Raw genomic sequence first — 515 nt, 5'->3', positions numbered from 1 at the left:
TAGAGATCGACCATCGCCCGTCCCATCGCGACCAGCTCCCGCACCCCGGGTAGGTTCTCCAGCCGGCACAGCGTCGATTGCGACGCCAGATCCCGACCCGACGGCAGCGCATCCTGGGCCATCTTGAAGACCGGATCGCGGCGCAGCCGGTTGGCGTCGTTGCCGTCCTCGTAGCCGGCGCCGATCATCTTCATGCGAAAGTCGATCATGTCCGCCAGGCTGTGGACGACCTGGTCCGGGCAGCGCGGATCGTCGATGCAACGCGCCAGACGCTCGGCCACCCGCAACCGCTTTTCCACCTCGGCCAAGGCCAGAACGCCGCTGTTGGACGACAGCATGCCGCCGTCGAAACGGGCGACGACGGACTAGCCGCCGACTGATGACAAACCGCTCAGCGGCAGCGCAAGATCGTTCATGGTGGGTGTGGTCTCCGGGAAATTTCGGATCGGCTTAAGCAACCAAATCCTACGTCATTTCAACGGGCTTGCGCCACATCCACCAACCCCCATGAATTT

General features: G+C 63.5%; 1 pseudogene. It reads right to left on the bottom strand.

Annotated elements, in window-relative coordinates:
* Positions 1-416: pseudogene (locus NKJ77_RS32365) on the bottom strand (transposase); the annotation flags it as partial.
* Positions 417-515 lie beyond the last annotated feature (99 nt).

This window comes from Mesorhizobium sp. M0052 (assembly GCF_040323255.1).
Classification (GTDB): Bacteria; Pseudomonadota; Alphaproteobacteria; order Rhizobiales; family Rhizobiaceae; genus Mesorhizobium.
Note: the sequence above shows the minus strand (reverse complement) of the source record. Positions and strands in the feature narration are given on the sequence as shown.